Origin of the sequence: Iningainema tapete BLCC-T55, from assembly GCF_014698965.1 — a bacterium.
GTDB classification, from domain to species: domain Bacteria; phylum Cyanobacteriota; class Cyanobacteriia; order Cyanobacteriales; family Nostocaceae; genus Iningainema; species Iningainema tapete.
Genome location: NZ_JACXAE010000072.1, coordinates 289,170 through 314,156, shown reverse-complemented (window position 1 = coordinate 314,156; position 24,987 = coordinate 289,170). Strand labels below are relative to the sequence as shown.

The window sequence follows — 24,987 nt, the reverse complement described above, 5'->3', positions numbered from 1 at the left end:
AGCTCCTGCGGAGCGTCTGTACTATGAATTAGCATTTCTGATTTTGTGCATTAAATAATGTTAAATCTGCCTTTAAGAAATCTACAAATTGACGTGCTGTTCTTCCCGATCTACCATTATGACGAATCGCCCACTCTTTAGCTTGGTGTTCTAAATCTTCCTGACTGATATTAATTTCTGCAATTGTGGCAAGATGCCGGACAATTTGTAAATAAGTGTTTTGGTCTGCAGGTTCAAAAGTCAAAGTTAAACCAAAGCGATCGCTAAAAGAAAGCTTCTCTTGCATAGTATCCCATGCATGAACTTCATCATGATCTCTGGGCGCAGGTCGGTCAGCAAAAAACTCTCGAACTAAATGACGGCGGTTAGAAGTTGCATATACTATAACGTTTTGCGGTCGTGCAGTTACATTTCCTTCTAAAACTACTTTAAGAGCTTTGAAAGCGTCATCATCTTCCTCAAAGGAAAGGTCATCAACAAAGATAATAAATTTTTGTGGTGCTAAACGTAAATATTCGACAATTTCTGGTAAATCTTTTAATTCCGATTTAGCAACCTCCACTAAACGTAGATTGCGATCGCTATACTCATTTAACAACGCTTTCACCAAAGAAGACTTTCCCGAGCCACGACTACCATAAAGTAATACAGAAAGCGCCCTAAGTCCAGATAATAAAAATTCTGTATTTTTCAGCAAAGCCTCGCGCTGATACTCATAACCCACTAATTCATTTAACTTTACTGGATCGGCGTGTCGGATACCAACAAACTTCCCATCCAACCAGCGTGCAGCCTTGTATTCCGCAAATAAACCTGTACCACATTGACGGTAATGTGCCGCCAAATCTTCTACAGCATCAGCCCAATTTTCTATCTCTTGTAGAGACGCGATATATCGCGTCTCTACAGTTGTGTTCAATTGCGTCTCTATTTCTTGATACCATACTACTGGTGAAACAGGCATTCTTGCCACGACTTGCACCCATTCACTCAAAGAAGCGCTGCTACATTCATAAAGACTTTGCAGTGCTTGTAAATCATGAGCTGCTGCTGCTACCAAACAAGCAGGCAAATTCTGAAATTCTTGCTGTTGAGCTTGCCGAGTAAAGGGATTGTCATCTTTGAGAATTTGCGCGATGAGAAATTCCTCCCAGTTTTGATTTAAAGCAGCTAAGGATTTGAAGTAAATGCCGTAGGCTTCGAGACAACCCCGTGCATCGGCGTCAGTGTAGCGTATAGCTTGCAACAAGTCAAGAAATGCCTTACCCACTTCCGCTTGGAGGACAGATTGGTAGAGTAATAAGGACGCTGCTTGACGCTGGAGAAATTGAACCTTTGCAATCGCTTGATTATCCATTAATTATTCAGGTTATTTTGCTAAACAGCGCTTGTTAAATTGTCTGCCGACACATGCAGCTAAATCACAATCTAATAGGTTTAACAATGACTTTAGGTATTCTTGTCGCTCTTGCCTACGGCATCTTGGTAATTGTTGGTGGTATAATTGGTTACTTTAAAGCCAACAGCATCGTTTCCCTGATTAGTGGTAGTGTCAGTGGTTTATTACTTGTGTTTGCTGCTATTGTCCAATTTCAAGGACACAATTGGGGTTCCATTCTGGCTACCATTGTCACCACCATTTTGTTAATTTTCTTTACCTTGAGATTAGTTAAAACACGTAAGTTTATGCCAGCGGGATTGATGACTATTCTCGGTATAGTAGCACTAGCAGTCATGGTAAAACAAGTTGTAGTTTTTATCACATAAATTTCAACTTTCTTGCGGAGATAATTATAATAGTACACTAGTATTACTGTAAGGAGGGCGTTTGTGACAAAAAATATTGTACAGACGCCCTCACCCACAAATTAATCGTAGAGACGCTCCCTTGGAGCGTCTCTACAGATGAATCAAATCATTCTATTTATCCGGAGAATACTAATCAATCTTGTAATTTGTTATTAATACCTGAGCAAATAAGTCCATTTCCAGTCTTGTTGATAGGACTTATGCCTACAGCCCGTAAATAGATTTACGGGCTGTTTTTATCACAAAATGTACTCAAAAACTTGAAAGTAATAGTCAAGGTATAATTGGCATTTTGGCAGATCTTCCTAAGCAAAATCAGATATTAGTATATAGTATCAATCCAATTGTTCTGCGTGTAAGAGTTGCTATCTACCAAATACTCAGATAACGATATCTTTTTAGCTTGACAACATAGGAAATATTATATGGTACTTTCACTATCTGAACATAACGTTATCAAGTATCTACAGGATGCCGATCTGATTAGTTCAGAAGATAGCGTAACTACATCCGTATTGTGCCGAAGTGATCGGAAAAATTTTAATTTACTGATTACTTCCAGAGGAAATCGTCAACTTTTGGTTAAACAGGAACTAACAATTGATAATGCCGGAATACCACAAGAATTTTTTAATGAGTGGCTGTTTCATCAATTATTACAACGGTTTCCTGTACTGGGAAATATGTCAGCGATCGCACCATTGGTAGTACATTACGATCCAGAAAATTCCATCATTGTACGTAACTACCTCAATGAATATATTGAGCTAGCAAGTTTTTATCAGAACAACCAGTATCCAGAAGCAATTGCAATCGCTATTGGCACAACTTTAGGAGTATTGCATCGTGCCACATTTAACCGCCAAGAGTATCGTAACTTCATGGCAACACCGCCAGAAGGACAGTTTCGCTATCAGTATTACAACCCAGCACAAGGGATAGAATCAATAGGACCAGAAATTTTTGGTACAGTTCCTATTGATGCATTAAAATTCTATGTTCTTTATCAACGTTATGAAAGTTTAGAAGCGGCAATAGCAGAATTGGCTGGAGAATTTGCTCCTTGCTGCCTAACTCACAACGATCTAAAATTTAACAATATTTTGGTGCATTCTCGATGGAAGCAGCTAGACAATTGCCTTATACGGTTGATTGACTGGGAAGCTTGTAGTTGGGGAGATCCAGCTTTTGATTTAGGAACAATAGTTGCCAGCTACTTAGAAAATTGGTTGCGTAGCTTAGTAGTAGATTCATCGATATCATTAGAAGAATCGTTAGAATTAGCGGCGACACCATTAGATTTGCTTCAACCTTCAATACTTAGCTTAGTTAGAGCATATCTCAATGCTTTTCCCCTGATTTTAGCCGAGCGTCATGACTTTATGGTGCGCGTTATTCAGTTTGCCGGATTAATCTTAATTAATCAAGTGCAAGAAATGATTCAGAATCGCAAATACTTTGATAACGCCAGTGTTTATACAGTTCAGGTAGCGAAAAATTTACTTACACTTCCCCAGGAATCTATGCTGACAGTATTTGGCATGTCAGAATCAGAAATCATCAAACCATTTACAAATTTTTCTAGCTTGTCTGAGACTGAAGTAAAACAAAATTTATTGCGTATTTATTACGACAAAACTCGCTTACGTGGCTGTTAAGGAAAAAATGAAGTATGAATCAATTACTAGATTCTCTCTTCGATATTGCCAAGTTAATTCAAATAGAACCATTTTGCATTTACCATCCTCATTATCAAGAGTTTGCACTGCCAACTCAAGTAGCAGAGCGATTCAAGCAGACTTCAATCGAATTACAGCTTAAGTATCTCAATCTGTTACTACGAAATTTTCTCCACGGTATTTATTACAATGGCTCACTACAAACAATATTGGCAATAAATACAGACAAGAGTAGCGCTGTAAACCAAAATTTAGAAAATAACTCACTGCTAGAAATCGATTGGCAATTTTACGAACTATTAGACGCCAACAATCATGGCATAGGTTATTTCGATCCTGACTGGCAGGTGTTACGCAAAGAACCGGATGGTAGTATTGCAGTGACTAAAGGTGGTTTGATATTATATGTTGAACAAGTAGACGCACAGCATGTCGCCAATCGCCATCTCGAACCGATAAACCAATGTGCCATTGGCGAGTTTGTCGCTATTTGGATGCCGAAAAATCGACTGAAAAATGGTTTCTACATTGCACTGAGCAACTTTGGACAAGAAAAAAGCTACCCAGATGCTGATTTGGGAGTAGGGCGAATTTTCTTCAACTTAACTCCAGAGGGTGCGATCGCGCTCATGAATAGCCTTACACTACAACTTAACGCTGCTGCAATTGGGTTTAGTTTTCAGGTTCCATACAATCGTTGTGTGTACAATCGCTATGACTCAGGAATACTCTACTTTGAACGCAAAGACTATCCTGTAGTGCGAGAAATTCTGCAGATAATTTATGCAGAAAATCAAGATTATTTTCACACAGAAGTCCCCTTATTTACTAAGTTTTTAGCACCAGGGCTGGGTTTAGCAGAAGAGCCACAAAATCCAAATAGCAATTTTGGTTTGAATCGTTGCCAAATTGTCGCGTCGGCGTTGTTGTCAGCTTGGCAAAAAGGTAAAAATTCACCTGATGAGCGAATGATTGCAATTCACCAACATTTTGCTAAATTTGGTATTGACTTGCAGCGTCCCTACCTGAACCCCTATTCTGAGGATATTTATTTCCCCATATAGAAACCCGGTTTCGTAAAAGTTACCGGGTTTCTGGGCTACAATTATCTAATAAAGAATTTTATATTTTCCCCATGCCATTTAAATATAATCGTACCGTTCGGTTTCAAGACACTGATGCTGCTGGGGTAGTTTATTTTGCCAATGTTTTGGCTATTTGTCATGAAGCTTATGAAGAATCTTTAGAAGCATCGGGCATTAATCTTAAAGAATTTTTTACTCATCCACCTGTGGCTTTTCCGATTGTTCATGCTGGTGTTGACTTTTTTCGCCCTATGTACTGTGGGGATGATTTGGTGATTAGGTTAATGCCTCAAGAACTAAGTGGCGATCGCTTTGAGGTTGTTTATGAAGTTATGATTGATGAGGTAATTGTTGCTAAAGCAATTACTCGGCATGTTTGTATTGATGCAAGTAGTAGAAGTAAAACAGAGTTGTCTGAGGAAATGAGGGTATGGTTGGATTTGAACCGCACAGGCGTAGAGAGCGCACCAGAGAAGAAAGGCTAGAGATGTACTTTGAACTGAGCTAAACATCTTTCCATAAATTCTCAAGCCAAGTTTCTTCCTCTCGATCAAAAAAGTAATTCACACCAAAACCCACTGCTCGGTTATGCTGCGATAACTCCACAGCTAGCCCCAAAGCAGCTTGTCTACCAATCGCCGTCTCAAAAACAGATGAAAACACCGCATCAATCTGATAATGTTGACAAAACCGACGCAAACGAGAAGGAGAACCGACAATCCCAGGCTTAATCACAAAAACACCTCGCCAGCCGCGCTCATAACAAGCCACTAATTGTTTAAGTGTAGACACAGATTCATCTAAAGCGATCGCAGTTGCATAACAACAACTCAACTCCAACATCTCATCAAAATACTCCACAGACAACGGTTGCTCCAAAAACTCAATCTCCAAACTAGCCCTCAAACTATCACAACTCCATAACCATAAATTAGCCTCCTCAAAACAAAGCCCACCATTAGCATCCAACCGCAATTTTGCTCCATCAGGCATTGCCTGAACAAGTAACTCAAAAATTGCCAACTCCTCCTGCACCCCATAAACACCAATCTTCCACTTAAAAGTACGACACCCCGAGCGCCACAACTCCTTCCAAACCCGTAACACAGCTTCCCCAGCAGGCAACAAACCACAGTAGCTTAGAGTAAAACCCTCTTCCTTGGCGCTCTTGGCGTCTTCGCGGTTCATATCTTCCCAAGCAACCTCAAACCCAAACTGACAAGCAGACAACTCATCAGGAATCGAAAAAATAGCCTCCTCCGTAACCACCCCTCCCAACCCACAACAAAAATCCAAAGCCTCTTCTAAACTTTCCGAACCAAACCAGCTAATAGGGGCGATTTCGCCCCAACCCACTCTTTGAGCCTCATCAACAAGACGCACAATAATTCCATCACGAAATTCCCAACTACCGTAGCTGGTACTTAACGCCCGCACAAATCTCCGTCGATAAGGACGAAACTCAAACAGATAACGCATTAACCCCTGCAAGCATAAATCCCACACCGAACAGCAAGCAACTCCAAAAATGTACCACCACAGCGATGAATTTACAGTTACTGACTTTATCAGGTTGGTTATGATACTCACCAACGTGGTGGCATAAATTTTTAGCAAAGGGTATACTTAGCCAACTAAGTAAAGTCCACAAGGGAATTCCCCACAGCACAAACACCACGTTGAGGGCATAAATACTACCTGTGAACCAATGTAGGAGTTGTGCGGCGTTTTGTGTGCCTAAGCGAACAATAGGCGATCGCTTTCCTGCGGCTAAGTCATCTTTAACTTGGTGGAAGTGAGAGCAAAATAAAATTAAACTCGTGGCAATCCCCACAATCACACCAGCTGTTAAACTGGTCATCGACCAGCTATTGGTTTGACTATAATATGCCGCTGACACTGCCACCGGACCAAAAGCAAAAAAGCAAATTATCTCCCCTAAACCCTGGTATCCTAAACGGAAGGGAGGTCCTTGATAAACATAGCCCAAGGCACAGCACAACAAAATTAGCCCCATCACGGTTAAGTCTTTTTGCCACCAGCAGATTACTAGAATTCCCAGCAACCCCGAAACTAAAAACAAATTCCCTAACCAAAATACTAATAGCTTACTGCCTGTCAAATTCACCAGAGAATGGTGTTTATTTTGATCTATTCCCGTTTCTGAATCAAAGACATCATTACTAAGATTCTCCCAAGCCAAAATTAAAATTGCCGCCGCTAAAAAAGTGGAGAATACGGCGACATGAAGAATTTTTGTTTCCGCAAAAGCTACAGCCGTTCCTACCCAGATGGGCATAATCGCAACGCTGTACATGGGCAACTTGATTGCCGCTTTCCATAATTTACTGTTGGGATGATGATATGAAATTAGCTTTGTAGTCATCAGTCGAGATTAATTATATTGCTAGCACGAGTGCATCCAGGTAGGTAACACAGGGTACCACCGTTTTCCCAGTAAAACTTTTAGTTGGGTACAATCCGACTTGTTAATCTGGCGCGGGCTTGACGAATACCCGTAAATTACAGCCAGAAACTAGACACCAAACTGGGTTTTGCTCACTCTCAATCATGCTTGTGCTCCCACGCTGGATCAAAGGCAGCTCTTTGTGTTACCTGTAGAAATACGACCACGATTCATCACACTTTAGGAAGATAACTTCAAAAAAATTTACTATTTCTAGATCCATGACAGTTTCCCCGTGTCTCACCGACTTTTTTATCTATAATCAAGAAATATGTCAATTTCTTTCCACACAACAGAATTACTTAAAAAGTAATCGCACGCAAATTGTGAGTATTGCTTTAGAGATTGACAGAGTTGACCCGCTTGTAGTATTTAATAAACTGGCACAACCAAATCAACTTAATTTTTACTGGGAAAACAAAAGTAAAAATGTGGCGATCGCTGCCATTGATGCTGTAGTAAAATTAGAAGTAGCGGGCAAAAACCGTTTCGTTAAATCAGAAAAATTTATTAAACAGTGCCGGGATAATATAACTTATTTTTCCCAGACAAATCTGCCTTTTTCTAAACCGCTCTTTTTTTGTGGTTTCAGTTTCTTCGATCAATTTCAAACAGATTATCCATTTCCATCTGCTAGCATTTTTCTGCCGCGTTGGCAAGTAACTCTTTTAGATCAGCACTGCATCTTAGTTGCCAATACAATGATTCATGCAGGCGTAGATATTAAAAGATTACTACAGTTTTTCCATACAACAGTTGAAACTATCCAAACTGTAGGATATTACTCACCACATCTTAATTGTTCTGGGTCTAAATTTGGACAAAAATCTGTTGCGAATCCGGAAAGATTTAAAAGTTCAGTAGTATCAGCGTTAGAAAAAATTCAGTCAAATCATTTAAGTAAAATTGTTTTAGCAGATACACTTGATGTCAGCGCAAACACGCAATTTAACTTATTCAAATCTTTAAACAATCTGCGACAGTTACACCCAAATTGTTACGTATTTTCCACAAGTAACGGCAAGGGGCAAAACTTTATTGGTGCAAGTCCAGAACGGTTAATTAGTATACAAAATCAACAATTAATTACTGATGCTTTGGCAGGAAGCGCACCACGAGGCAAAACACCTACTGAAGATGCTGAAGAAGCCAATCGTTTACTAAATAGTGAAAAAGAAAGGCACGAACATTCATTGGTGATTGATTTTATTAGTCAAAGCTTATCAAATCTGGGTTTATTACCTCAAGTGTCAGCACCGCGCTTGCGACAATTATCTAACATTCAGCATTTATGGACACCCATTAGCGCAGTAGTACCTCCTAACGTTCATCCCTTAAGGATTGTGGCGCAACTGCATCCTACACCAGCAGTTGCAGGTGCAGGCAGAGATATTGCTTGTGCGGAAATTCGTCGTTTTGAGCATTTTGAGCGGGGTTTATATGCTGCCCCATTGGGTTGGGTAGACTCGGATGGTAACTGCGAGTTTATTGTGGGCATTCGTTCCGCATTAATAGATGGCGCTTGCGCCCGACTTTATGCTGGTGCTGGTATCGTCGCTGGTTCCGATCCTGACAAAGAACTGGCAGAAATTCAACTTAAACTTCAAGCGTTGCTTAAAGCATTAGTTTGACATTCATTATATCCTCCTAAGGGGGGATATTACTTAGTTAGATTATTTTTGATTACCTATAAGTAAAATACCAAATTAGGATTATTACTTATACGTGTAAAATCTTGCCAAACTGGCAACATAAAGGACTTTTTTTAGTTATGCTTGCTAATAATACAGTTTACAGCTTAACCAGCGGTGCAAAAATCACTACCATCGATTGATTCAGTTTTAGACTAATTAATGTGATGGTTTTCATCAAAAATGGGCGTAAATTTACCAACTTACGCCCATCCCTTTACTCAAACACGTATTTTTCCGCTACCTTCCAGTAGCGAGAGAAGCGCTTGAGATCGATATAGCCGTCATAATCAAAAAACGGCTCTACCTCCAAAGCTTCTAACTCAACAGAACGCTCAATTTCGTCACAGATAGCATCAAAACGAGGACTGGGACTCTCTGCTGTGATAACTTTGTTGGCATTATGCTCTTGAGCAAAAGCCAAAACTTCTTGCGCTACATTGCCACGGCGAATGATGACGGGTAATTCAAGCAAGCATTCATATATAAAAGTAAGGCGTTTGAGACTCAATTGCCATTCTTCGATCAAAGCATCGTCCCAAACCCAGATTGCAGGAGCGTTGGGATACTCTTGGAGTGCGGGATTTTGGGGACTTAGACAGTCACCGTGTACCCAGATGATTGGTTGACTCATAGGATTAACGTTTTTTACCACGCTGGAAACTTTGACTGTTAGATTGTTTGCTAAATTCGCCTTTAGGAAAAAGCCGCGCTTCTATTTCTTCATAGCTACCTTCAAAATCGCACTTACCATATAAAGGACATTGACGACAGTAAACGCCTTCAGTGTAGCGTTCTAAATTCTCACGGTTGAAGAAATACGGTTTGTGACTAAAAGTGCTGGCTACCCATTGCCATGACATATTATTACTAGCAGGATCGCCATCTAAGAGGTGTTCGAGAAACCACTTTGCCCCGGTTTGCCAACGAATGCGCCGCCAATGAATCATGTATGCTGCTAACCACATGCGGGCGTGGTTGTGCAGGTAGCCAATATCCCTTAAGTCACGGCTGAAGCTGTCAATGCAAACTCGTCCGGTAGTACCTTCAGTAATGTCATCAGGTAAATCAGGTGTATAGTCTTTGACAGTATAACCTGTTTTGTATTCCTCTTGATCTTGCCAGATACCATTACCTAGCTTGACATACAACCGCTGCCAGTAGTCGCGCCAGCCTAACTCGTTGATTAGTTTAGTGGCATCGTTTTGATTGTTGACGCGCTCAAGCACATAATCGCGAATTTCACGCAAGCTCAGAACGCCATAGCGAATGTAAGGAGAAAGTCGCGTTACTGCACCAGTGAAAAAGTTACGTGATTTCCCGTAGCGATATGGGTCTACTTTTTGCAGTACGTTTTCCGCAGCTTTACGTCCTCCCACAGTTTCGCTGACATGTTGATCGCGTTTTGCAGCGTGGGGAAATTGTTCGCGGAGGTAGGCTACCAAGTCATCACGGTTGGCAAAGTCGCGTTGCATATTGTTAGTCATATCGTTTTTGAATTTTGGTTCTACCTACGCAAGTTAATTAACTATTATTACGTATAAATAAGCGCGATCGCCCTCAACCTGATGGCAGAACTTTGCTGCTAGCACAGGAGAAAGGTTAAACTAGTGGAAAAATATAATACATGGCGTTACCGTAGTTGCACCGTCAAAAAACACACTTGATGATTAGCAATTTAAAATTAAGAAAATAAAGAGAAAATTTATTATATGATAAAAAACATGCTTATTATTGGCGGTAGTCGTGGAATAGGTCTGGCAGTTGCAGAGTATTACCATGACAAAGTAGAGAACCTAGTATGTGTTTCGCGAAATCCATCAAAATTTGGAAAGTGGATTGAGGCAGATGTCTCAGAACAGCAAGGTATTGATAAAGTTTGTGCAGCCTTTGATTCTCGCCCTCTAGATGCGCTTCTTTTTCTCGGAGGAACCTGGGAAAAAGGTGCATTTACCACTGACTATAATTTTATCAATAGTAGTTATGAGGAAATTGATCGCGTAATAGCTGTCAACCTAATAGCTCCAATTAAATTAGTAAAAGGATTAATTTCATCTTTAAAAAAATCTCAGGTTCCAAAAGTAATTTTTATAGGTTCGCTATCTGGTTTAGATAATCAAGCAACAAGAGAAGTAGCAAATACAGCTTCTAAATTTGGGTTACGCGGTGCTGCACAGGCTTTGCAGATTGAGCTAAAGAACACTGGGATTAGCTTCACGGTGATTAACCCTGGAAATATTGCCACACCAGAAGTCCTAAACGACATAGCTAATAGTACTTTCTCACCTCAAGTTCCTATACCATTAAGCGATTTGATATCTGTAATTGACTGTTCACTGAAGCTTTCGCAGGCATCATATATGCCCGAAATAAATCTTGCACAACTCAAAGGCTAACTGCCACAGTAACATGCTATCGGTAAGAGATAAAACCAAAGCTGTTCGCTCTACAATCTTCTTAAGCAACACATATAGCATTAACTGTGTATAGAATGTGGTTATCCCGTTTAATGACGCTATTAACGAAGCACTCCACTCAGACGACCCTAAAAAGGTTTTAGAAGGCATAGTGGCTAATGCCATCATTCAAGCAGGATTTGAGTTAATCAGCTTTAATAAAGAAGTAGGGTTGAATGGGTCAATAGGTGAAATTGATGTAGAAACTGTTAACGCTATCATTGAAGTAACAACTCAGACTTCCCGTAAATTGAAGCAAATTCAAAAATTGATATCAAACCTTGACTTAAATCCACTCAACAAAGCAGTAATTCTCTATGCACCTAATTACAAATTTACTCCGGCTCAAGATATCACCAATACGGGGGGTTATATAGTTCGTACTCAAGAAGAATTATTGCATTTACTATCTATACTTGGAGCATAATCAATGCCAGAACCTATTTCTCTAATTTCTAGCGCTGATGTTAAACCAGAGGAATTTGAAAATTTTTTACAGCAAGTAGGAGCAGTGTTGCATCCGGATAATTTGTATGATGGACGTTTATCTAAGGGCAATATCAATGTTTGGATAGCTTTAGATAATAGTGAGCTAACAAACTTTGATGTTGAAGAAATTGAGTTGATTACACAGCGGCTTGGTGGTAGTCCAAAAACTCATATCCTACTTGATGTTAGCAAAAAACCTGGGAGTGAAAAAATAGCCCTTGAATTTGCCTGTAACTTTGCCACAAAATGGAATTGCGTGATTTACGACTCAAACCAAAAAGTTTACTCTACACAGGAATTATTGAAGTTGTGTCAAACAGCTTAAGTTTGCTCAATTGATCCTACTCAAAAACTACTGTCCGGTTTCCATACACCAAGACGCGATTTTGCAAGTGGAAACGTACTGCTCTGGCTAATACAACTCGCTCTAAATCCTTGCCCTTGCGAATCAAATCCTCAACTTCATTCCGGTGACTTACCCGCACTACATCTTGCTCAATAATCGGTCCTGCATCCAAATCAGTAGTGACATAATGAGATGTTGCACCGATAATTTTTACGCCTCGTTCAAAAGCTTTATGATAAGGATTTGCACCAACAAAAGCTGGTAAAAATGAGTGATGAATATTGATTAATTGCGGAAATTGAGCAATAAATTCTGCACTGATAATTTGCATATATTTCGCTAACACAACTAAATCAATGTTGTACAGCCGCAGCAATTCTAATTGTTTTGCTTCCTGTTCTGGTTTATTACCCTCGATAATCGGAATGTAGTGATAATCAATGTCAAATTGCTCAGCTACCTCCTTTAAATCAGGATGGTTGCTAATAATTAAGGGGATTTCAGCCGAGAATTCTTTAGCACGCTGCCGCCAAATCAAGTCTAATAGACAATGGTCTTGCTTGCTTACCCAAATGGCGATTCGCGGCACCGTGTCGGAAAAGTGTAGCTGCCAGTTAGCTTCCAGAGGTTTGGCGATCGCATTAAATGCCGGCGCAATCAACTCACGAGGCAAATTAAACCCATCGAGTTGCCATTCAATGCGCGTGAGAAATAACCTAGATGCAAAGTCTGTATGCTGATCGGCATGGATGATATTACCATTATTAGCATAGATGAAGTTGGCAATTTTCGCCACCAGTCCCTGCTGATCGGGACAGGAAATTAATAGCGTTGCTGTCGGACTTTTCATAGTAATAGAGACTAGGAGTTATATATAGCAATCCTAAATCATTCGTATACAACAAGATCCCCGACTTCTTAAAGAAGTCGGGGATCTGTGCCTTCTAGAGTATTATAAAAAAATTAGATTCAATTCTTTACTAAATAATCATGTCTCAACGCCCTATTTATTTAGATTGTCATGCTACTACACCCGTCGATGAACGGGTACTGGCAGCAATGATTCCCTACTTCACACAACACTTTGGCAACCCATCGAGCATCAGTCATGTTTACGGCTGGGAAGCAGAAGCTGCTGTTAAACAAACACGGGAAATTTTAGCAGACGCAATCAACGCCACGCCGGAAGAAATTGTCTTTACTAGTGGTGCGACAGAAGCGAATAATTTAGCTATTAAAGGTGTTGCAGAAGCCTATTTTCAAAAAGGGCAGCATATAATTACTGTTGCCACCGAACACAGCGCGGTACTCGATCCTTGTAAGTATCTTAAAACTCTTGGTTTTGAAATCACAATCCTTCCCGTTCAAAAAGATGGATTGATAGATTTATCTGAGTTGGATCGCGCTTTTCGTCCCGATACAATTTTAGTGACGGTGATGGCTGCTAATAATGAAATAGGTGTGTTGCAGCCATTGGCAGAAATTGGTGCAATGTGTCACTCCCGCAATGTTCTTTTCCACACTGACGCCGCCCAAGCCATTGGTAAAATACCCCTAGACGTGCAGGCGATGAAAATTGACTTAATGTCGCTAACAGCACATAAAGTATACGGTCCTAAAGGTATTGGTGCGTTGTACGTCCGTCGCCGCAATCCCAGAGTACAACTTGCTCCTCAACAACATGGTGGTGGACACGAACGAGGGATGCGTTCTGGCACATTATATACACCGCAAATCGTAGGATTAGGTAAGGCGGTGGAGATAGCGTTACAAGAACAAACAACGGAAACTGAGCGTCTCACCCAATTAAGACAAAGATTATGGGAACAGCTTTCTGGGTTAGAGGGAATTCATCTCAACGGACATCCTACCTTAAGACTACCAGGAAATCTAAACATCAGTGTTGAGCAAGTGGATGGCTCGGCACTGTCGTTAGGATTGCAACCAGTGATGGCAGTGTCTTCTGGCTCAGCTTGCTCCTCCACTAGTACTGCACCCTCTCACGTTCTTACTGCATTAGGACACCCAGAACAGTTAGCTTATGCGTCAATCCGATTTGGCATCGGACGCTTTAATAGTGTAGAGGAAATCGATCGAGTTGCAGCACATGCGATCGCCACTATTCAAAGTTTGCGCCGCCAAGCTTCATTAGTAGGTTGAAAATTTATATTAGGTACGTAGACGCTAAAGCGCTAAAGCGCAACTACGTACCTTTACAATCCATTCCCAATCAAAATGAATGATGCCCAGTAATAAGGGTGTGAAAATCCACTGGCATCGCTGGTTGCAGGTTTTCCTGGTATGTGTGTAACAGTAATGCCACGTTGATCAACATTTCCCCCTGAATCCTTTCCATGCAACAGACTAAGTTGTGCTTGTCGCAAAGCTTCCGCCTTCGTCATCTTTCCACTAGCTAAGTTATGATAGAATTGCTGCATCAGTAGACTAGTACTGGCATCATTGACTTGCCATAGAGATGCGATCGCAGCCTTAGCTTTACCAAGACCAACAAAGAAAGAACTAATACCAGAAATTTCTACCCCATTTTGATTAGAACCACCAAGGGCAGTTTCACAAGCCGAAAGCACGACTAAATGAATCTTACCCAGATTTTGTAATAGTTGAATATCGGTGATGGGAATTTTTGCACCTTTACCTGATAATAAGTAAGATGCGGAGGGATCGTTAGGAACAAATTTACCGTGAGTGGCAATATGTAAAATCTTTTTGCCTTCTAAATTACTTTGTAGTGCCGGAAAATCAAAGGCGAGGTTAAGTAATTTTAACCCAGGATAAATACCTGTAGAAGACTTAGTATTTTCTCTGACTATTGCCTCTAATTCTTTTGGTACATTGGGTAAGGCATTAAAACCAGCAACTCGATCTGATAAACCTACTGCTAATACTGGAGTATTTTCTGTTCCCGGTGGTAAAGGTTCTCCCAAATTTGTTAAACTAGCAGCAATGATAGTTGAAACCTGATAATTCTCTACCAGATATTTTTCGCCATCAAACAAAGCACTCATGGGAATGTAGCGGGTAGAACGGTCGAGTGCAAAGACTAAGTTTTGAATTTTATTGTTTTTAATTTCTGCTTCTATCGGTTTAATTAACCAGTCGTAAAGTTGCTTACCTGTTGCTTTCACAGAGGCAATATCAGAAGGATTTTGTAGTAATTTTCGATATCTCTCAACTGTTTTACCTAGCTGCTGCTGTCCGATACCTTTGACTTCTATACTCTTGACAACTACCCCTTTAGATGCCCAGAATATCACAATTTTATCATCTAAAACTAAAGGATAAACCATGATTGTACCCGGTTGAGCATCGACAATGCTTGTAGCTGAACTGAGGAAGTTACCAGGATAAATTAGGTTAGGATCTTTAAAATCAATAGACTTTTCAATATCGCTAACTTTTTTAATAAATTCTTTATTTAAATTATCCCGTTGAGTAATCAGTGACTGTAATTGGGGACATTTTTGTTGTTCGCATTCGTAGACGCGCTGTCCAAAAGCAATTAAACTACTTTCTGCTTGTTTGATTTGTTCTTCACCACGAGATAGGGGAATATTTACTTTTTTGTCGTCGCTTCTGGCAAACTCTCTTATTTCTTGTATTTTAGATAATTCCAACACTTGTAATGCTTCTGTCTTTCGTCCTTGCTGTTCGAGCAATACTGCTAATTGGCGGTAAATATCAGAAACTTTTACCCCGTCAAAATCATAGGTGGCTTGCAGAAAGGAATTCTGTAACTGTGGGGGTAGCCCTTCAATATTACGGCGGACAAGCTGAATACCGTTGATGGCATCTTTATAATATGCGATCGCCACGTTGGCTTGATTTAAGTCACGGTAAACCATTGCCAACCCAGCGTAAATACCAGAGTCACCGCCTAAAACTTGAGTATCTGTTTTAATTGCCAATGCAGCTTGATAGGCGGCGAGTGCATCTTGTTTGCGTCCAAATTTGCGATGTAAACTCCCGATAAGATTGAGTGCTGTTTTTTCTAAAGCAGGGTTTTGCACTTTTCTGGCAAAAGCTAAAGAACTTTGTACCGCTTCCATTGCCTTAGAATCATTTCCTAACTCACCGTAACCTAGACTCAGCACCAAAAGTGGATAAACTTCCCAAGCTGGTTTTTTGCTTTCTCGTAAAATTGCTAACCCCTGTTGGGCAAAATCTACAGTTTTCTGCGGTTCTCTTAGGCTAAAATAGTTATTAGCCAGGACAACTAAAATAAAACCTTCGCCAGGACGATTCTTCAGTTGGCGTGTGCGAAGGAGTGCTTGCTGGTAGAATTGGTTGCTTTGATTGTAATCTCCCAAGCTCTGGTAGACTTTGCCTAAGTTGTACTGTGCCAAGTACAACAGATACGGACTTTTGATTTCTTGGGCAATTTGTAAGCTTTGCTCTAATAGTTGGGTGGATTTTTGATAGTCGTTGAGATTTTTGTAAGCATTGCCGAGAGATGCCAGCGCTTCGGCTTCTAAAGGACGGTTTTTCAGTGACTGTGCAATAGTCAAAGCTTGTTGAATAAACTCCAGCCCTTTGCTATAGTTACCGATAAGGTTGTAAGCATCGCCCAACTTCATTAGTAAATTCGCTTCTAGAATGCGTTCTTTCCTTTTACGGGCATAAACTAAAGCAGGTTCGGCAAGTTGAATAACCTTGTTTGTTTCCCCTAGTGCGGCATAGGCTTCGCTTAATGGCGATGCAGCAACAGCCTCTCCTATAAAATCTTTGGACTTGCGGGCGATCGCTAAACTGGTTTGTGCTGCATTAATTGCTTGTGCCCATTCTCCCCGGACATTGTATGCATGACTGAGAATATTCAAAGCTAGGGATTCGTTCTGAGGATTTTGCAACTGTCGTGCTAATTTTAAAGCTTGATTTGCAAATTCAATTGCTTTTTGGGAATCTCCTAAATAAATGTATATTAAAGCTAACTCAGTTAAAGCAAGTACTTCATCGTTTTGTAATTTAGCCTGCCTGACAACCGTTAGAATTTGCTGTGCTAGAGAAAGTGCTTTTTGATAATTTCCTTGAGCTTTGTAAATATCTGCTAGTGCACCTAACGCATCTTTTTCTATTTCGGTATTTTGTTTTTTCTGGGCAATTATCAAAGCTTGATTAGCAAATTCAATTGCTTTTTGATGATTGCCCTGCTTGATGTATGCTTGGCTCAGTTTCTCCAAAGCCTTTGCTTCTAAACTAGGATTATTAATTTTCTTGGCAATTGCTAAGCCTTGCTGTGTGAGTTCAATGGCTTTGGCAAATTCTTGCACATTGGCATATAAACCAGCCAATTGAATCAGCGCGTCTGCCTCTTTTTCAGGGCTTTGCAATTGTCGCGCTAGAGTTAAACGTTGTTGGGCAACTTCAATTGCTTTGTCTACTTGCCCAAGACTATAGTAACTCAAACTTAAACCCTTCAAGGTACTAAGCTTTTGATTTGTAACGCCAGGTCGCAAACGAGCATCTAGTTTATCTAATTGAATTTCTCCATACTTGGTTAACGCCAGCTGGAAATATTCAATCGCTTTTTCATACTCTCCTAAGACATTGTAGTCACTGCCAAGAGATAGTAAGACTTGCACTTCATTCCAGGTATTTTTAAGTTGCTGGGCGATTTGCAACTGTCGCAGTTTAACTTCAATATTTTTGATATTGTTGCCCTGTTTATTATAAACATTGATCAAAGTAGTTAAGACACTATCCTCTTTTTCTAAATCGGTAATTTGTCGGGCAATGGCTATGGCAGCCTGTGCATATTCAATTGCTTTGGAGTCATCTCCCAACCAAAAATAGGCCATAGCCAATCCATCTAATACCTCGGCTTCCTGTGCTTTATCTTTGAGTTCTCTGGCAATAAGTAACGCTGATTGTGCTACAGAGATAATGCGAGTAGCTTCTGACTTTTGTATTACAGTGTTCCCGTTAACAGCGGCTGTTGCTGCATTTGTAAAATGCATGTTTATGATGAATGTGAGAGTATTAAGTTGTCCAGGGCGGTCATTTAGTTCTTTATTAATTGCCAGCACTTGTTGAAAAAACTCCAATGCCCTAGCTTTGTCGCCTCGCAGAGAGTAAGTCCATCCTATTAGTTTCAGAATACGTGCTTCTTGTTGGCGATTTTCTAGTTGGCGAAAAATTTTCAGTGCTTGCTGGTAGTATTCCAAAGCTAGGTCATATTTACCCTGAAAGTTATAAATAGAACCAATTACTAACAGGCTTCCACTCTCGATGTTACCGTCGCCTACCTCTCGACTTACAACCAAGGCTTTTTCTACCCAATCCAAGGCAGTGGTATGTTCTTGCTTACCATATAGATACACCCGTGCAACAAAAAATAGGGTAATTCCTTCTTGGTAGCGGTCTTTAACCTCTCGATTAATCGCCAGTGCTTGCTGCAAAGTTTCCAAGGCTTGGGGATATTGCTTTAAGTCCTGATAATTCCCGCCAATTTTGCGCAGAGTTTTACCTTCCCCAGCCCGGTCTTTGACTTCTCTACGAATCCTTAGCGCAGAGTGCAAAATTTCTTGCTCTTTGTCATACTTTTTCAGTCTACCGTAAACTGAACCGATATTATCCAAGGTTTCCCCTTCGCCCCTACGGTCTTTTAATTGCTGGCGAATTGCTAGCGCTTGCTGCAAAACGAATAGCGCTTGGTCATATTTTTCCAAGCTAATGTAAACCACGCCAATATCATTCAAGGTTTGCCCAATTCCCGCCTGATTCCCCAGTTGGCGGTAAATTGTTAGTGCCTCAAGGTAGGTTTTCAGTGCTTTGGGAAAGTACCCTTGGCGATACTGCTGCAATCCCTGCTGGTATAATTTATCCGCCGCTACTTTATTGTTTGGCGTTGCAGTTTGCGCCAATGTGTGCTGAACTACAAAACCCTTTGCCGATACTACGCAACAACTCAGGGAAATTACTAAGGTGGCAAGGGTAAGGCATTTCAAGCGGTATAGCATAATAAATCTCCAGCATCGTACATTGCTCTAACCCTCCATATTTCTGAGTTCACAGAGCTTATGCAATATTTTCTACCATGCTGGTCAAGAAAATTTAGTTGGATTTATACAATATAAAGTCTCTTGTACATCTGAAGATGCCAGTTGTCAGTGAGCAGCCGCTATAAATAAACGTTACAATGAACCAAAGTATGTAGATAAGAATAACATTATGTCGGCTTTGTCGTGGGATCATTCGCTGCCACCTAGTTATCCAGTGTTGATTGAAGTGGATCGGGAAAATCATTGGATCGCAAGCGTAGTCGGTTGGGCTGATGCCAAGGGGGTTGGAACAACACGGCATGAGGCAATCCAAATGTTGCAACAGTATTTAATGAGTAAACAGTCGCGAGGGGAGTTAATTGCTTTGAGGGTGGACTCTGGGCAGCAAGAGTTGCATCCTTGGATGGAATTTGCAGGCATGTGGGCTTCTGATCCGCAGTTTGATGAGTTTGTGGCTGAGATACAGGCTCAACGGGAATTAGATGATCGTTTTGAGGGCATTGTGTGAGTCTGTGGATATTTGATACAGATTGTTTAACCCTATTTCAGCATGGTCAACGTCAATTGATTGAGCGGGTCGCAAGGCTACCCCAAGATCAAGTTACAACGACAATTGTAACCTTGGAAGAGCAGGTTCGGGGACGATTTAATTTGGTACGTCGAGCAGAAACGATTGAACAACTGGTAAATGCTTATCAGCGTTTGCAGGAAGCGATCGTGTTTTTTCAACGGTTTCAAGTATTGGAATTTTCGCCTTCAGCAGGAACACACTACCGATCTCTAAAAGAGCAAAAGTTGCGGATTGGAAGCCGAGATTTGAGAATTGCTGCAATCGCACTTTCAAACGATGGAATTGTAGTCACTCGAAATCAGAAGGATTGTAGTCAAGTTCCAAGACTCAAGATTGAAGATTGGCTGTTGTAATAGGGGTGAGTATACTATCAACAGAACTTTTTTCCCTGTTTATTTAAATAAAGATAACGGCATCATTGGAGTACGATTATGACTCATGACGATATAAAGACCAAATTACACAACCTGATTTCAGGATCAACTCTTTTTCATAAACCATTACCAATCAAAATAAATGGTGCCCAGTAGTAAGGGTGTGAAAATCCACTTTTATCGCTGGTTGCTGGTTTGCCTGGTATTGGTGTAACCAGAATACCTCGTACATCTTGATTTTTCTCTCTTGAGTCTTTCCCATACAACAAACTAAGTTGAGCTTGTCGCAGTGCTTGAGCCTTTGTCATCTTACCACTGGCTAAGTTATGATAAAATTGCTGCATCAGTAGGGTAGTGCTGGCATCATTGACTTGCCACAGAGAAGCGATCGCCGCTTTAGCTTTACCATTACCGATAAAGAAAGAACTAATACCGGAAATTTCGACGCCATTTTGATTGGCACCACCAAGGGCAGTTTCGCAAGCTGACAGCACAACTAAATGAATATTCCCCAGATTTTGTAATAGTTGAATATCGGTGATGGGAATTTTTTCACCTTTACCGGATAAGATGTAAGAAGCGGTGGGGTCGTTGGGGACAAATGCGCCGTGAGTGGCGATGTGTAAAATCTTTTTCCCGTCTAAATTACTTCGTAGTGCCGGGAAATCAAAAGCTTGATTCAGTAATTTTAACCCAGGATAAATACCTGTTGAAGAGGTATTTTCGTGAACGATCGCCTCTAATTCTTTTGGTACATTGGGTAAAGGATCGTAACCAGTAACTCTATCTGATAAACCGACTGCTAATACTGGTGTATTTTCGGTTCCTGGTGGTAAGGGTGAGCCTAAATTTGTTAAACTTGCGGAAATTACCGTGGAAATTTGATAATTCTCTACCAGATATTTTGACCCATCAAACAAGGTACTCATGGGAATGTAGCGGGTAGAACTGTCGAGTGCAAAGACTAGATTTTGAATTTTATTATTTTTAAGTTCAGATTCAATTGGTTTAATCAACCAATCGTAAAGTTGCTTGCTGGTTGCCTTGACTGATGCTACTTCAGTTGGACTTTTGAGTAATTCTCGATATTTCTGAACAGTTGTAGCAAGCTGCTGCTGTCCGATACCTTTGACTTCTATACTCTTGACAACGACCCCTTTAGATGCTATAAAAATAACAATTTTATCAGATAAAACCACCGGGTAAACCATGATTGTATCTGGTTGAGCTTCGACAATTTTTTTAGCATCATTGAGTAAATTACCACCAGGATAAATTAGATTAGGGTCTTTAAAATTAATTGACTTTTCCAGAACGCTAACTTTTTTGATAAATTCTCTGTTTAAATTATCTCGTTGAGTAATCAGTGACTGTAATTGAGGACATTTTTGTTGTTCGCACTCGTAGACGCGCTGTCCAAAAGCAATTAAACTACTTTCTGCAAGTTTGATTTGTTCTTCACCACGAGATAGAGGAATATCGGTTTTTTTGTCAATGCTTCTAGTAAACTCCCTTAACTCTTGTATTTTCAACAACTCTACAACTTGTAATGCTTCTGTATTTAGTCCAAGTTGTCTCAACAAATCTGCTAACTGGCGGTAAATGTCAGAGACTTTCACACCACCAAAATCATAGGTAGCTTGCAGAAAGGAATTCTGTAACTGTGGAGGTAGTCCTTCAATGTTGCGGCGAACTTGTTGAATACCATTGATGGCATCTTTATAATATGCAACCGCCACATTAGGTTGATTTAAGTCACGGTAAACCATCGCCAAACCAGCGTAAATACCAGAGTCACCGCCTAAAACTTGAGTATCTGTTTTAATTGCTAATGCAGCTTGATAGGCGGCGAGTGCATCTTGTTTGCGTCCAAATTTCCGATGTAAACTCCCTATAAGATTGAGTGCTGTTTTTTCCAAAGCAGGATTTTGAACTTTTCTGGCAAAAGCTAAAGAAGATTGTACCGCTTCCATTGCCTGAGAATCATTTCCTAACTCACCGTAACCTCGACTCATTACCAAAAGTGGAGACACGAACCAGGCAGGTTTTTTGCTTTCTTTTAAAATTGCTAACCCCTGTTGGGCAAAATCTACGGTTTTTTGCGGTTCTCTCAGGCTAAAGTAGTTACTAGCGAGATCGACTAAAACAAAACCTTCATTAGGACGATTCTTCAGTTGGCGTGTAATTTGGAGTGCTTGCTGGTAGAATTCATTGCTTTGATTGTAATCTCCCAAGTTCTGGTAGACTTTGCCTAAGTTGTACTGTACCAAATACAACAGATACGGATTTTTGATTTCTTGGGCGATTTGCAAACTTTGCTGTAACAGTTGAGTGGATTTTTGATAGTCGTTGAGATTTTTGTAAGCATTGCCGAGATATGCCAGCGCTTTGGCTTCTAAAGGACGGTGTTTCAGTGAGCGTGCAATAGTCAAAGCTTGTTGGGTAAACTCCAGCCCTTTGCTATGTTTGCCAATTTCGCGGTAAGCATCGCCCAACTCCATTAGTAAATTCGCTTCATCGATGCGTTCTTTCCTTTTGCGGGCAAAAACTAAAGCAGGCTCAGCAAGTTCAATTACCTTATTTGTTTCCCCTAGTGCGGCGTAAGCTTCGCTTAAGCGTGATGCAGCCGTCGCCTCTCTTATGAAATTTTTAGACTTACGGGCGAGTGCTAAACTGGTTTGTGCGGTATTAATTGCTTGTTCCCATTCTCCTCGAATATTGTATGCACTACTGAGTCTATTCAAAGCTAGGGATTCGCTGTGAGGATCTTGTAACTGTTGTGCTAATTTTAAAGCTTGATTTGCCAATTCAATTGCTTTGTGGGAATCTCCCAAATCAAGGTAGATGGAACTCATCTGAGTTAAAGCAAGTGCTTCATAGTTTTGTAATTTAGCCTGCCTGACAACCGTCAGACGTTGCTGTGCGTAAGAAAGTGCTTTTTGATAATTTCCTTGAGCTTTGTAAATATCTGAGAGTGCATCTAACGCATCTATTTCTATGCTTGGATTTTGTGTTTTATGAGCAATTATCAAAACTTGTTGTGCGAATTCAATTGCTTTTTGATGATTGCCCTGCTCAGTGTATGCTTCGCTCAGTTTCTCTAAAGCCTGTGCTTCTAAACTGGGATTATCGATTTTTTTAGCAATTACTAAGCTTTGCTGTATGAGTTCGAGGGCTTTGGTAAATTCTTGCACAAAGGCATATAAATTAGCCAATTGAATCAGCGCGTCTGCCTCTTCTTCAGGACTTTGCAATTGTCGCGCTAGAGTTAAACGTTGTTGGGCAACTTCAATTGCTTTATCTACTTGCCCAAGTTGATAGTAACTAAAACTTAAAGTACCCAAGGTAAACAGCTTTTCCCCTGTAACCCTTGGTCGCAAAATAGCATTTAGTTTATCTAATTGAATTTCTCCATATTTGGTTAACGCCTGCTGGAAAAATACAATCGCTTTTTCATACTCTCCTAAACTATTGTATGTAACGCCAAGAGATTGTAAGACTAGCGCTTCACGCTTGGTATCTTTAAGTTGCTGGGCGATTTGCAACCTTCGCTGATCAACTTCAATCTGTTTGATATTATTGCCCTGTTTAGTATAAACAGCGGTCAAAATAGTTAAGACACTATACTCTGTTTCTAAATCAGGAATTTGTCGGGCAACGGCTATGGCAGCTTGGGCAAATTCAATAGATTTGGAGTCATTTCCCAACCAAAAATAGGCTTTAGCTAATTTATTTAATACGTCGGCTTCCTTTGCTTTGTCTTTGAGTTCAATAGCAAGAGGTAACGCTTGTTGTGCAAAAGAGATAATGCGAGCAGCTTCTGACTTTTGTATTACAGAATCCCCTTTTTCAGCGGCTGCTGCTGCATTCATACCATGCGTGTCTGTGATGAATGTAAGAGTATCAAGTTGTCCGGGGCGGTTATTTAGTTCTTGATTAATTGCCAGCGCTTGTTGATAAAACTCCAATGCCCTAGCTTTGTCGCTTCGCAGAGAGTAAGTCGATCCTATTTGTTGCAGAAAACGTGCTTCTTGTTGGCGATTTTCTAGTTTGTGAACAATTTTCAGCCCTTGCTGGTAGTATTCCAAAGCGAGGTCATATTTACCCTGAAAGATATAAATATAAGCAATATTTAATAGGTTTTTACTCTCGCCATCACCGTTGCCTATCTCTCGATTTACAGCCAAGGCTTTTTGTACCCACTCCTGAGCAGTTGTGTATTCTTCTTTATCAAATAAGTACAAAGACGCAATATAAAATAGCGTAATTCCTTCTTGATAGCGGTCTTTAACCTCCCGATTAATCGCCAGTGCTTGCTGCAAAGTTTTCAAGGCGAGGGGATATTGCTTTAAGTCCTGATAATTCCCGCCAATTTTGCGCAGAGTTTTACCTTCCCCAGCCCTGTCTTTGACTTCTCTACGAATAGCTAACGCAGAGTGCAAAATTTCTTGCTGTTTGTCATACTTGGACAGTCCACCGTAAACTGAACCGATATTATCCAAGGTTTCCCCTTCGCCCTTGCGGTCTTTTAATTGCTGGCGAATTGCTAGCGCTTGCTGCAAAACGAATAGCGCTTGGTCAGATTTTGCCAAGTTAATGTAAACCACGCCAATATCATTCAAGGTTTGCCCAATTCCCGCCTGATTCCCCAGTTGGCGGTAAATTGTTAGTGCCTCAAGGTAGGTTTTCAGTGCTCTGGGAAAGTACCCTTGACGAGACTGCTGCAATCCCTGCTGGTATAATTTATCCGCTAGAGCCTTGTTTGGCGTTGCAGTTTGCGCCAATGTGTGCTGAACTACAAAACCCTTTGCCGATACTACGCAACAACTCAGGGAAATTACTAAGGTGGCAAGGGTAAGGCATTTCAAGCGGTATAGCATAATAAATCTCCAGCATCGTACATTGCTCTAACCCTCCATATTTCTGAGTTCACAGAGCTTATGCAATATTTTCTACCATGCTGGTCAAGAAAATTTAGTTGGATTTATACAATCTTCAGTG

At 40.5% G+C, this 24,987-nt stretch carries 18 protein-coding genes and 1 pseudogene; 11 read left to right on the top strand and 8 right to left on the bottom strand.

The window, feature by feature from the left end; translation table 11 throughout:
• Positions 1-28: 28 nt before the first annotated feature.
• Complete coding sequence (locus ICL16_RS22450; protein WP_190832195.1) at positions 29-1,357, bottom strand: ATP-binding protein; 1,329 nt, start codon at positions 1,355-1,357, stop codon at positions 29-31.
• Positions 1,358-1,443: 86 nt separating this feature from the next.
• On the opposite strand from ICL16_RS22450, the gene ICL16_RS22445 reads away from it, so the two are divergent.
• From ICL16_RS22445 to ICL16_RS22430, 4 genes and pseudogenes are all read left to right on the top strand, one after another.
• The gene (locus tag ICL16_RS22445; RefSeq protein WP_190832193.1) at positions 1,444-1,767 is read left to right on the top strand and encodes a TMEM14 family protein; all 324 of its coding nucleotides are present in this window, start codon (positions 1,444-1,446) and stop codon (positions 1,765-1,767) included.
• Between the two features lie 467 nt (positions 1,768-2,234).
• Positions 2,235-3,467: an aminoglycoside phosphotransferase family protein gene (locus ICL16_RS22440; RefSeq protein WP_190832191.1), complete on the top strand. Its 1,233-nt coding sequence runs from the start codon at positions 2,235-2,237 to the stop codon at positions 3,465-3,467.
• A gap of 14 nt (positions 3,468-3,481) precedes the next feature.
• The gene (locus tag ICL16_RS22435) at positions 3,482-4,552 is read left to right on the top strand and encodes a T3SS effector HopA1 family protein (RefSeq protein WP_190832189.1); all 1,071 of its coding nucleotides are present in this window, start codon (positions 3,482-3,484) and stop codon (positions 4,550-4,552) included.
• A gap of 71 nt (positions 4,553-4,623) precedes the next feature.
• Positions 4,624-5,071, top strand: a pseudogene (locus ICL16_RS22430) (acyl-CoA thioesterase).
• Positions 5,072-5,077: 6 nt separating this feature from the next.
• Here ICL16_RS22430 and ICL16_RS22425 read toward each other — a convergent pair.
• Together ICL16_RS22425 and menA are read right to left on the bottom strand one after the other, a co-directional pair.
• Positions 5,078-6,052, bottom strand: a complete 975-nt coding sequence (locus tag ICL16_RS22425; RefSeq protein ID WP_190832185.1) for an o-succinylbenzoate synthase — start codon at positions 6,050-6,052, stop codon at positions 5,078-5,080.
• Positions 6,036-6,959, bottom strand: a complete 924-nt coding sequence (gene menA, locus ICL16_RS22420) for a 2-carboxy-1,4-naphthoquinone phytyltransferase (RefSeq protein WP_190832183.1) — start codon at positions 6,957-6,959, stop codon at positions 6,036-6,038. The genes ICL16_RS22425 and menA overlap by 17 nt, the downstream gene beginning before the upstream one ends.
• 302 nt (positions 6,960-7,261) lie before the next feature.
• On the opposite strand from menA, the gene ICL16_RS22415 reads away from it, so the two are divergent.
• Positions 7,262-8,671 carry an isochorismate synthase gene (locus ICL16_RS22415; protein ID WP_190832181.1) on the top strand — a complete coding sequence of 470 codons (1,410 nt, stop codon included), beginning with the start codon at positions 7,262-7,264 and terminating at the stop codon, positions 8,669-8,671.
• Between the two features lie 277 nt (positions 8,672-8,948).
• On the opposite strand, the gene ICL16_RS22410 is transcribed toward ICL16_RS22415, so the two are convergent.
• Together ICL16_RS22410 and ICL16_RS22405 are read right to left on the bottom strand one after the other, a co-directional pair.
• On the bottom strand, positions 8,949-9,365 hold the full coding sequence (locus ICL16_RS22410) for a hypothetical protein (protein ID WP_190832179.1): 417 nt from the start codon (positions 9,363-9,365) through the stop codon (positions 8,949-8,951).
• A 4-nt stretch (positions 9,366-9,369) separates the two neighbouring features.
• On the bottom strand, positions 9,370-10,218 hold the full coding sequence (locus ICL16_RS22405; RefSeq protein WP_190832177.1) for an FAD-binding domain-containing protein: 849 nt from the start codon (positions 10,216-10,218) through the stop codon (positions 9,370-9,372).
• A 237-nt stretch (positions 10,219-10,455) separates the two neighbouring features.
• Between ICL16_RS22405 and ICL16_RS22400 the strand changes: the two genes are divergently transcribed.
• From ICL16_RS22400 to ICL16_RS22390, 3 genes are all read left to right on the top strand, one after another.
• Positions 10,456-11,127: an SDR family NAD(P)-dependent oxidoreductase gene (locus tag ICL16_RS22400; protein ID WP_238360899.1), complete on the top strand. Its 672-nt coding sequence runs from the start codon at positions 10,456-10,458 to the stop codon at positions 11,125-11,127.
• Between the two features lie 97 nt (positions 11,128-11,224).
• A complete protein-coding gene (locus ICL16_RS22395; protein ID WP_190832173.1) occupies positions 11,225-11,614 on the top strand; it encodes a hypothetical protein in 390 nt (129 codons plus the stop codon).
• Positions 11,615-11,617: 3 nt separating this feature from the next.
• A complete protein-coding gene (locus tag ICL16_RS22390) occupies positions 11,618-12,001 on the top strand; it encodes a hypothetical protein (RefSeq protein ID WP_190832171.1) in 384 nt (127 codons plus the stop codon).
• Between the two features lie 16 nt (positions 12,002-12,017).
• On the opposite strand, the gene purU is transcribed toward ICL16_RS22390, so the two are convergent.
• Positions 12,018-12,872 (bottom strand): formyltetrahydrofolate deformylase, encoded by an 855-nt coding sequence (gene purU, locus ICL16_RS22385; RefSeq protein ID WP_190832169.1) that lies wholly within the window; start codon positions 12,870-12,872, stop codon positions 12,018-12,020.
• 140 nt (positions 12,873-13,012) lie between these two features.
• On the opposite strand from purU, the gene ICL16_RS22380 reads away from it, so the two are divergent.
• Positions 13,013-14,182 (top strand): cysteine desulfurase family protein, encoded by a 1,170-nt coding sequence (locus tag ICL16_RS22380; RefSeq protein WP_190832166.1) that lies wholly within the window; start codon positions 13,013-13,015, stop codon positions 14,180-14,182.
• Positions 14,183-14,235: 53 nt separating this feature from the next.
• On the opposite strand, the gene ICL16_RS22375 is transcribed toward ICL16_RS22380, so the two are convergent.
• Positions 14,236-18,999, bottom strand: a complete 4,764-nt coding sequence (locus ICL16_RS22375; RefSeq protein WP_190832164.1) for a tetratricopeptide repeat protein — start codon at positions 18,997-18,999, stop codon at positions 14,236-14,238.
• 211 nt (positions 19,000-19,210) lie between these two features.
• Here ICL16_RS22375 and ICL16_RS22370 point away from each other — a divergent pair, with 211 nt between their 5' ends.
• Both ICL16_RS22370 and ICL16_RS22365 read left to right on the top strand, forming a co-directional pair.
• The gene (locus tag ICL16_RS22370; RefSeq protein WP_190832162.1) at positions 19,211-19,549 is read left to right on the top strand and encodes a type II toxin-antitoxin system HicB family antitoxin; all 339 of its coding nucleotides are present in this window, start codon (positions 19,211-19,213) and stop codon (positions 19,547-19,549) included.
• Positions 19,546-19,965 (top strand): type II toxin-antitoxin system VapC family toxin, encoded by a 420-nt coding sequence (locus ICL16_RS22365; protein WP_190832160.1) that lies wholly within the window; start codon positions 19,546-19,548, stop codon positions 19,963-19,965. Before ICL16_RS22370 ends, ICL16_RS22365 begins: the two co-directional genes overlap by 4 nt.
• Positions 19,966-20,102: 137 nt before the next feature.
• Here the strand turns inward: ICL16_RS22365 and ICL16_RS22360 are convergent, their stop codons facing one another.
• Positions 20,103-24,866, bottom strand: a complete 4,764-nt coding sequence (locus ICL16_RS22360) for a tetratricopeptide repeat protein (protein WP_190832158.1) — start codon at positions 24,864-24,866, stop codon at positions 20,103-20,105.
• Between the last annotated feature and the right edge of the window lie 121 nt (positions 24,867-24,987).